We start from the raw sequence: 278 nt of genomic DNA on the forward strand, positions 1-278 counted from the left end.
TTCCGAGGCTGGTGAGCAAACCTCCAGACATCTCAGCGGTACCATGCAGGGCGTCGCGAACTCCGGTGCTGGAGCAGGTGGTGGTGCAGCCGTCGCAGGCACGGTCATTGGCTCGATGCTACTGGCCAATCTGTCGCAGTCGGCGATCGAGCGGGACGCTCGTCGGGCCGCCAAGGGCCAGATCGATCCTGTTGACCAGGCTCTGAGTGGTCACGACTGGGCCGACTATTACCACCTTGCGTACAGCCGAGAGTTGAGTAAGCAAGGCTATGCGCCGT

1 protein-coding gene is annotated in these 278 nt (G+C 62.2%); it reads left to right on the forward strand.

The features are described from left to right. Window positions 1–43: 43 nt before the first annotated feature. Window positions 44–278, forward strand: a 235-nt coding sequence (locus Q5762_RS38090) for a hypothetical protein (RefSeq protein ID WP_315896892.1), incomplete at its 3' end; no start/stop codon positions are given.

It is taken from the genome of Streptomyces sp. P9(2023), assembly GCF_032436795.1.
GTDB lineage: Bacteria > Actinomycetota > Actinomycetes > Streptomycetales > Streptomycetaceae > Streptomyces.